The 9491-nt window shown below is 60.4% G+C and carries 8 protein-coding genes; all 8 read left to right on the top strand.

Annotation, left to right across the window (positions count from 1 at the left end):
• The first annotated feature begins 161 nt into the window (after positions 1–161).
• Positions 162–1175: a porphobilinogen synthase gene (gene hemB / locus WCG50_RS14850; protein WP_336900381.1), complete on the top strand. Its 1014-nt coding sequence runs from the start codon at positions 162–164 to the stop codon at positions 1173–1175.
• A gap of 69 nt (positions 1176–1244) precedes the next feature.
• Positions 1245–2366 (top strand): magnesium transporter CorA family protein, encoded by a 1122-nt coding sequence (locus WCG50_RS14845; protein WP_336900380.1) that lies wholly within the window; start codon positions 1245–1247, stop codon positions 2364–2366.
• A gap of 80 nt (positions 2367–2446) precedes the next feature.
• Positions 2447–3208 carry an FCD domain-containing protein gene (locus WCG50_RS14840; protein ID WP_336900379.1) on the top strand — a complete coding sequence of 254 codons (762 nt, stop codon included), beginning with the start codon at positions 2447–2449 and terminating at the stop codon, positions 3206–3208.
• Positions 3209–3431: 223 nt separating this feature from the next.
• Positions 3432–4238 carry a (Fe-S)-binding protein gene (locus WCG50_RS14835; RefSeq protein WP_336900378.1) on the top strand — a complete coding sequence of 269 codons (807 nt, stop codon included), beginning with the start codon at positions 3432–3434 and terminating at the stop codon, positions 4236–4238.
• Positions 4235–4909, top strand: coding sequence for a lactate utilization protein (locus tag WCG50_RS14830; RefSeq protein WP_336900377.1), 675 nt, complete (start codon positions 4235–4237; stop codon positions 4907–4909). Before WCG50_RS14835 ends, WCG50_RS14830 begins: the two co-directional genes overlap by 4 nt.
• Positions 4906–6339 carry a LutB/LldF family L-lactate oxidation iron-sulfur protein gene (locus WCG50_RS14825; RefSeq protein ID WP_336900376.1) on the top strand — a complete coding sequence of 478 codons (1434 nt, stop codon included), beginning with the start codon at positions 4906–4908 and terminating at the stop codon, positions 6337–6339. The genes WCG50_RS14830 and WCG50_RS14825 overlap by 4 nt, the downstream gene beginning before the upstream one ends.
• Positions 6336–9116 (top strand): FAD-binding and (Fe-S)-binding domain-containing protein, encoded by a 2781-nt coding sequence (locus WCG50_RS14820; RefSeq protein ID WP_336900375.1) that lies wholly within the window; start codon positions 6336–6338, stop codon positions 9114–9116. Before WCG50_RS14825 ends, WCG50_RS14820 begins: the two co-directional genes overlap by 4 nt.
• Positions 9117–9191: 75 nt before the next feature.
• Positions 9192–9491 (top strand): L-lactate permease (locus WCG50_RS14815; protein ID WP_336900374.1); only part of this gene is annotated, 300 nt, incomplete at its 3' end.

Here is a 9491-nt window from a genome sequence, read left to right as displayed (position 1 = left end):
CCTATTTGCTGTCACACATCAAGGCCCCGCTCAGGGAGGAAAAGCGGGAGGCAGCGAACTGCCCATGCGTAATTTAACAAAAAATAAGACCCTTTTCAACTAAATGGTTAAATATTTGTCGTCATGCTGACAAAAAGCATTCAGCCTTTACACTTTTCCGCATGACAAACCATGCTCCATTTCCCTTGGGCCGTCCCCGCAGATTGCGCCGCGACGCTTTTACACGCAACCTGGTCCGTGAAAACAACCTCACCGCCCACGACCTGATCTACCCGGTTTTTGTGGTGGACGGCCAGCAGCAACGTCAGGTCATCCATTCCATGCCCGGTGTTGAGCGCCTGAGTCTTGACTTGCTGCTACCCGTTGCAGAGGAATGTGTTCGACTGGGTATTCCGGTCATGGCCTTGTTTCCCGTGATTGATGGCTCACTCAAAACCCCGGACGGACGCGAAGCACTCAACCCGGACGGTCTGGTGCCTCGCGTGGTGCGGGCTCTCAAAAAGGAATTCCCCGATCTGGGCGTGATGACCGACGTCGCGCTTGACCCCTTCACCACCCACGGTCAAGACGGCCTGCCCGACCCGAATCCGGCTGAAGACGGCTACATCATGAACGATTTGACGGTCGACATGCTGGTCAAGCAAGCGCTGACCCAGGCCGGTGCTGGCGTCGATATCGTGGCCCCGAGCGACATGATGGATGGTCGCATCGGCGCCATTCGCCATGCACTGGAATCCAACCACTTTGTGCACACCCGCATCATGGCCTACAGCGCCAAATACGCGTCCGCCTTTTACGGACCGTTCCGCGATGCCGTCGGCTCCGCTGGCAACCTGGGCAAAAGCAACAAAAAGGTCTACCAGATGGACCCCGGCAACTCTGACGAAGCCCTGCGCGAAGTGGCGCTCGACATTGCCGAAGGCGCCGACATGGTGATGGTCAAACCCGGCATGCCCTACCTGGACGTGGTGCGCCGCGTCAAGGACGAGTTCAAGGTCCCGACTTTTGCTTACCAGGTCAGCGGCGAATACGCCATGCTCAAGGCCGCTGCGCAAAACGGCTGGCTCGACCATGATGCGGTGATGATGGAAAGCCTGCTCGCCTTCAAGCGCGCCGGGGCCGATGGCGTGCTCACCTACTTTGCGCTGGATGCCGCCCGCTTACTACAAAAATAATAGCTGCTAGCGCAATGACTGCGGGGGCTAGAGGCCAATTTGTTATAAATTTGGTGAGAAAGACCTGACATGCGAATTTTCACCATTCACGGCACCAGCGTGACCGAATCGGATGCCTTGGGGCCTTTGCTCACAGCGCGGCTGCCTGACCAGGGCTACCTTTGGATCGCTTGCGCGCGGCGCGAGTTTGAGGTACTTCAGGCGCAGATTCAGTCCACATTGCAAGCCCTGTGCGGCATGCAACTGGTGGACCTGCATATTTCCGACCTGCTCAGCAACCAGTTGCCCTCTCACTACGACTACACCTCGCAGTACGACATTCTGGTGTTTCGTCGCCTGGCCGCCGGTAACGCCGAAACCGACCTGGAGCAGCCGGGCGTGCCACTGCACCGTTTGCCGACCCGGGGTGGGCCACCTATTTTGCGGCGTATTGACACCAGCCCGGTCGGGTTTGCGGTGTTCGACCATGTCCTGCTCACCGTGCACCCCACCGACTGCGCCGTGCGAGATGCCTACGCGGCGAAACTGCTGAGTGCCGCTTCGGCCGAATCGCATGCGTCCGGTGCGCGGCTTCCCAGCGGACCAGCTGACCTGATGCTGCGCATCGTCAACCACATGGTGGACGGCTACCTGGAACTGCGCCGTGAGCTCACGCACCAACTCGACCACTGGCAGTCTGAACTACTCAACCCCAAAACCCGTTTCAACAACTGGAGCGCCCTGCTTGAGGCGCGCCTGTCCTTGCACCATCTGGACGAGATTTGCGAAGACCAACGCGCTGCCGTGCAGGACTGGACCGAAGCCATCAAAACCTGGCCTGATGCCGATTCGCCATTAAGCCAGCGCGAACGCGACCTGCTGCAAGTGCGCAGTCGCGACGTGCTCGAACACATCGAGCGCGTGGTGCACCACGTCCGCCGGCTGGAGCAAAGCGCCGAAACGGCGGTTCAAATGCACTTCAATGCCCAAAGCCACCGCACCAACGAAATCATGCGCACGCTCACGGTGCTGACGGCCATCTTCTTACCGCTGAACCTGATTGCCGGCATCTTTGGCATGAACTTCGAATACATCCCCATGCTGCACCAGTCCAATGGCTTTTTGTTTGCCATGGCCTTGATGCTGTCCATCGCTTGCGGGCTGGTGGTTTTTTTCTGGCGCAAGCGCTACCTGGAGCGCTCGGCACGTTAACAGGAGGGCTTAGTTGAGGCTTGCGCTTGACAGCACCAGAGGGCAAGCTATCATCAACTGGTCTTACCACTTAACTATTTATGTTTCCACTTCGCCCCGTCGCCCGCTTGGCTGATACCGTTGCTGGCGAGCTTGAGAAACGCATTCTTGAAGGCTCGCTGAAACCTGGTGACGTGCTCCCCTCCGAGCGCGATCTGGCTTTGGAACTCGGTGTTTCGCGGCCCTCGCTGCGCGAAGCGATCCAGAAACTGGTCGCCAAAGGTCTGCTGACCACGCGCCATGGTTGCGGCACCACGGTGACCGACCGACTGGAGGCGCACTTTGTTGATCCCTGGCAAGCCATGCTCAAGGGCCATCCGATGCTGCACCGCGATTTGCTCGAATTTCGCCAGATGCTTGAAGGTCAGGCGGCCTACTTGGCCGCAGAGCGCGCCCTGGATGTGGACATTCAGCGCTTGGACACCGTCTATGCCGCGCTGGAGGCCGCTTACGACAGCAACGACATGCAGACCTGTATTGACGCGGACGTCGCCTTTCACCAAGCGGTGGCCGAGGCCGCCCATAACGTGCTGATCGGCCACCTGAGCGCCAGCCTGATGCGGGTCATTCACGGCCATGTGTCGACCAACCTCTCGCAGCTGCATCAACAGCCGCCACGCTGGGAACAGCTAAAAGCGCAGCACCATGCCATTTGGCAATCCATCCGAAATCACCAGCCCGAAGCGGCCGACCGGGCAGCGCGCAACCATATCGAGTTTGTCCGGCAAAGCATGGATGACAACGCTCGCGAAGTAGAACGCCGCTCCACTGCCTTACGCCGTTTGGGTGAGCCCGCGCTCTAAACGCACTCGTCGGTGGCCTCCAAAGTGCCACGAAGGCTGTCAGTTTTCTTGCAGCCTAACGACTTGAACTGCTGAACTTCGGCGCGCTTGCTCAGGCAACCGCCATCAAGCCGCCAACCAATTAGGGTTTATACCTATAGACCATTTCTTTCAATATTTTTACATTTGCTTTTACTGGTATTACCAGTTTACCAATACGAATAATATTGAGGAGACTCCGGTCATGGCATCCCACCCATCCAACGCACGTCTGTATCCGTCCAAACCGACGGATGTCTATCTTTTTGCCACCTGTCTGGTGGACCAGTTCGCGCCCGAGGCGGGGCTGGACAGCGTGCGTCTGCTGGAGCGAGAGGGCATTCGGGTTCATTTTCTGGAACAGCAAACCTGCTGCGGCCAACCCGCCCACAGCAGCGGCTACCCCGACGAAGCCCGCGCCGTGGCCTTGCAACAACTTAAACTTTTCACCCAACCGTGGCCGGTGGTGGTGCCTTCGGGCTCCTGTGGCGGCATGATTCGCCACCACTACCCGGCGTTGTTTGCCGACGACCCGGCGCTGCACGCTGTGGCCCAAAATTTGGCTGAGCGCACCTACGAGTTGAGCGAATTTTTGGTGCAGGTCGTCAACTTCAACCAGCCAGACCTGGGTGACGCTTGCACCGTAGCCCTGCACACCTCCTGCCATGCGCGCCGTCAAATGGGCTCGCACGACACCAGCAGCGCATTGCTTGAGAGCCTGGCGCAAGTGACCGTGGTGGAGCAAGCGCGCATTGAGGAGTGCTGCGGCTTTGGCGGCACCTTTGCCATTCGCTACCCCGACATCTCAGAAGCCATCGTCAGCGACAAGGTCGCCGCCTTGAAAGACACCGGATGTGAGCGCGTGGTCAGCGCTGACTGCGGTTGCCTGTTCAACATCACCGGACGCGCCGCCAAACAAGACGAAGTGGCCCACCGTAGCACACCGTCGTTGCCGGGTGAGCACCTGGCCAGCTTTCTGTGGCGCCGTACCACCACCGGAGAAACCGCATGAGCGCCCGCGACCTGATTCTGGGCCGCTTGCGCGCCACCGCCATCACCAACAAACCAGAGCTGCCTGATGTGACCGGATGGTTTGCCACGCACCGCCGTCACGAGGACCAGGATCAGCGCATCGCGCGCCTGCGCACCGCGCTCGAAGCCGTCCACGCTGAAATTCACGACACAATCAACGCCGACTGGCCTGAACTGTTGCTGCAAATTGCTGCCACCAAAGGCCTCTGCAAGCTCGTGATTGGCACCGAAACGCCGCATGGCGCTGCCCTGGAAGCACGTCAGCCCACCTCACTCAAGCTGGTGCGCTACGAACAATCAATTGAAGCCTGGCGCGACACGCTGTTTGATGACGTAGACGCCGGGCTCACGATGGCCCGCAGCGCCATCGCTGAAACCGGCAGTCTGGTGGTGTGGCCCACCGCCAGCGAGCCACGTCTGATGTCGCTGGTGCCACCCATCAACTTTGTGCTGCTCGACGTCACCACCATTCACGCCGACCTGCACACCGCCATGACGGTCGAAGGCTGGAAAGATGCCATGCCGACCAACGCGCTGCTGATTTGCGGCCCCTCCAAAACTGCCGACATTCAGCAAACGCTGGCCTATGGCGCCCACGGCCCCCGTGAGCTGGTGGTGCTTCTGTGCCACCCACAAGGAGCCACAGCATGAGCAAAGTCATCCCCATCCACCCGGCTGAAGATTTCAAGGAACGCAGCCGCAACGTTTTGAACGACCCGGGCCAGCGCAAGAACTTTCGCGGTGCCATGGACTTTTTGCAAGCCAAACGGCGCAACCAATTCCCCGACGAAGAAGAGCTGGAAGGCCTGCGCGATCTTGGCTCTGCCATTCGCAAATACAGCCTGGCCAACCTGCCCCGCTTGCTGGTGCAACTCGAAGCAAATTTAAAAAGCAACGGCGTGCAGGTGCACTGGGCCCAAAACGCCGATGAGGCCAATGCCATTGCGCTGGGCATTGCGCGACGTGTCAAGGCCACGCGCATCATCAAGGGCAAGTCGATGGTGAGCGAGGAGATTGAGTTCAACCACGCGATGGAAGCCGCCGGTATTGAGGCGTTTGAGTCCGACATGGGCGAGTACATCGTCCAGTTGGCCGGCGAGACACCCTCGCACATCATCATGCCGGCGATCCACAAAACCAAGCAGGAGATTGCCGCCCTGTTTGCCAAGGAAATCCCGGGGGTGGCCTACACCGAAGACGTCGATGCGCTGATCCGCATTGGCCGCAAAGTGCTGCGCCGCAAGTTTGCCGACGCCGACATCGGCCTCTCCGGCGTTAATTTTGCGGTGGCCGAAACCGGCACGCTGTGCCTGGTCGAAAACGAAGGCAATGGCCGCATGTGCACCACCGTGCCCCGCGTTCACATTGCCATCACCGGCATTGAAAAAATCGTCGAAAAACTGGAACACCTGCCGCCACTGCTGAGCCTGCTGACGCGCTCGGCCACCGGCCAATCGGTCACCACCTACGTCAACATGATCAGCAGCCCGCGCAAGCCGGGAGAAAAAGACGGCCCCGAAGAAGTGCACCTGATCCTGCTCGACAACGGCCGCACGCAGGCCTTTGCCGACGAAGAACTGCGCGCCACCTTGCAGTGCATTCGCTGCGGTGCCTGCATGAACCACTGCCCGGTGTACGCCCGCATTGGCGGCCACGCCTACGGCACCACCTACCCCGGCCCGATTGGCGCCATCATCTCGCCACACATGCTGGGACTGGAGTCCACCTACCCGCTGGCGTTTGCCTCTACCTTGTGCGGTGCCTGCGTCGAAGTCTGTCCCGTGAAGATTCCGATCACCGACATTCTGGTACGCCTGCGCAACGAGGCGCAAGCCCGCCCCGGCAGCGCGGACGCCACCTTGCGCGGCAGTGGTGCTGCCCGCACCACGCTGATCAGTCTCATCTGGAAGGGCTGGTCGCTGGTCTACAGCCGCCTGGGGTTCTACAAACTCACCTCGTGGTTCATGAGCCGGGGCCGCGCTTTGTCGCCCACCGAGCAAGGCGCCTGGACACGTAGCCGCACACCGCTGATTCCCGCACCCAAACGCCTGCGTGACCTGTTGAAGGATAGAAAATCATGAGCCCCATCGTTGACGCCCTGTCTCGCATCCTACCCGTGCGTCAGGTCATTACCGACAGCCTGCGCCGCCTCGCCTATGGCACCGACGCCAGCTTCTACCGACTGACGCCCGAAGTCATCGCGGTGGTTGAATCCGAAGAAGAAGTGCAAGCCTTGCTGCAGGCCACGCGCAATCATGGTCGGCCGGTGACATTTCGCGCAGCAGGCACCAGCCTATCGGGTCAAGCCGTCACAGACAGCGTATTGGCGCTGATCGGCGAAGGTTTTGCCACCTGCGAAATTGCCCCCGATGCCACCAGCGTGCGCATGGGGCCCGGCATGATTGGCGGCGAGGTCAACTACCGGTTGGCACCCCATGGCCGCAAGATTGGCCCCGACCCAGCCTCTATTAACGCCTGCAAGATCGGTGGCATCGCCGCCAACAACGCCTCGGGCATGTGCTGTGGCACCGCCCAAAACAGCTACCGCACTTTAGTCGGCATGCGCGTGATCTTGAGCGATGGCATGTTGCTCGACACCGAAGACCCTTACAGCGTGGCCAGTTTCCGGAAAAGCCACGCCACCCTCGTGGATGAGCTGGCACGACTGGGCCAGGCCACCCGCGCCGATGAAAAACTCGCGGCCCGTATCCGCCACAAGTACAAGATCAAAAACACCACCGGCTACAGCCTGAATGCCCTGATTGATTACGAGGACCCGATCGACATCCTGGCGCACCTGATGATCGGCTCTGAGGGCACGCTGGGCTTTATCTCGCGCCTCACCCTGGCAACCGTGAATGAAGACCCGTTCAAGGCCAGTGCGCTGGTGTTTTTCCCGACGATAGAAGCCGCCTGCCAGGCTGTCATTCGCCTGAAGCAAACTCAGGTATCTGCCGTCGAACTGCTGGACCGCCCGGCCCTGCGCTCGGTCGAAGACAAGCCCGGTTTGCCCCCTGTGATGCGCACCCTCAGTCGCGATGCGGCAGCGCTATTGATAGAAGTTCGGGCTGAAACCGCGCTGGTCTTGCAACTGCGCATCGACGCCGTGCTGGCCACCCTGGAAGGTATTGCCACGGTCGAGGCACCTGCCTTTTCAACCGACGCGGCCACCTGCGAGATGTACTGGAAAGTGCGCAAAGGCACATTCCCATCCGTCGGCGCCATGCGCCGTGCGGGCACCACCGTCATCATTGAAGACGTCGCTTTCCCGGTCGAATCGCTCGCGGCGGCCACGCTCGATTTGCAGGCGCTGATGCTGCAACACGGCTACACCGAGGGCATCATTTTTGGTCACGCGCTGGAAGGCAACCTGCACTTTGTGTTCACGCAGGATTTCTCTGACCAGGCCGAGATTGACCGCTACGCCAAATTCATGGACGACGTCTGCGACCTCGTGGTCGACAAGTACGACGGCTCGCTCAAGGCCGAGCACGGCACCGGTCGCAACATGGCGCCGTTTGTCGAGAAGGAATGGGGCAAACAGGCCACCGACCTGATGCGCCGCATCAAACAGCTCTTTGACCCACAAAACCTGCTCAACCCCGGCGTCATTCTGAATGATGACCCGATGGCGCACTTGCAGCATCTGAAACCGATGCCCGCCGCCGAGGCGCTGGTGGACCGCTGCATTGAGTGCGGCTTTTGCGAACCGCTGTGCCCGTCGCACCGCCTCACGCTGTCACCGCGCCAGCGCATCGTCAGCTGGCGCGAACTCTCGCGCCGCACCGCAGCAGGTGAAAGCACCGCCGATGTTGAAGACGACTTCGCCTACTACGGCCTCGACACCTGCGCCGGCTGCGGCCTGTGCTCCACCGCTTGCCCGGTCGGCATCGACACGGGGGAGTTGACCCGCCTGCTGCGTGGACGCGGCATGGGCAACACCTCCAAAAAAGTGGGCCAATGGACCGCCGACAACTTTGGCAAGGTCGCTACCGTTTCGCGCATCGGCCTCAGCCTGGGCCACATGGCGACCAGCATCATTGGCGAAAACGGGGTGGCCAAGCTCTCCAGCGGCGCCTGGAAACGCGGCATGCCGCGCGCCGGAAAACTGCCCGCGCCCTACAGCGGCAGCGGTGACCCGGTGGTGTATTTCCCGACCTGCGGCGGTCGCATCTTCGGCGCGAACACGCCCGAAGAAGCCACCCTGCCGGAAGTCATCATGGAACTGCTGGTGCGCGCCGGTTACGCACCACGTCTGCCTGAAGGTTTTGACAAACTCTGCTGCGGCCAGATGCTCGCCAGCAAAGGCCTGGCCGAGGAAGCCGATGCCATGTCAGAGGCCGTGATGCAAGCCCTGATGCAAGCCGCCGACGATGGACGGGGCGGCTACTACCCCATCATCATGGACGCCAGCACCTGCACCGCGCGCATGCACAAATACTTGGCAGGCCGTTTGCCCTTGCTGGACTTTCACGAGTTTGCCGTAGACGCGCTGCTGCCGCGCCTGCGGGTGGTGCGCAAGCCCGGCCCGATTGCGCTTCACATCAACTGCAGCGTGCGCCGCACCGCCTCCGATGCCAAACTGCGCCAACTGCTGGCCGTTTGCGTCGAGCAAGTCATCGAACCCGCCGGTGTGACCTGCTGCGGCTTTGGCGGCGACCGGGGCTTTGTGGTGCCCGAACTCAATGCCCATGCGCTGCGCAAGGTGCATGACGCCCTGCCCTCAAATTGCTGCGAAGGTGTATCGACCAACCGGACCTGTGAGATCGGACTGACCTCCGAGACCGGGCGCTCCTACCGTTCGATTGCCTACCTGCTTGAAGAATGCACCCGAGAGGAGGTGCCTATGCACTGTTAACGAGGTGCAAGGTTAGTTCACGCAAATCGGCACGATTTTTGCGTTATTTTTTAAAATTAGTTTGAGGAGATTTTTATGATTTGGCAACAGGTTTACGACCCCTTTGGAAACATGGTGATTTCCACCCTGCTGGCCGCCATTCCCGTGGTGGTGATGCTGGTGGCCCTCGGCTTCATGCACATCAAGGCGCACATTGCAGCGGGCCTTGGTTTGCTGGCAGCCGTGATCGTGGCGGTTTTCGCCTATGGCATGCCCATCGGCATGGCGGGTACAGCGGCCATGTATGGCGGCTTTACCGGCTTGCTGCCGATTGGCTGGATTGTGCTCAACATCATCTTTTTGCAGCAACTGGCCGAACAAAACGGCAGTTTCAAA

Origin of the sequence: Rhodoferax sp. (assembly GCF_037143375.1) — a bacterium.
Taxonomy (GTDB): Bacteria; Pseudomonadota; Gammaproteobacteria; order Burkholderiales; family Burkholderiaceae_C; genus Rhodoferax.
The sequence above is the reverse complement of the archived record's forward strand: the minus strand, read 5'-3'. Positions and strand labels throughout refer to the sequence as shown.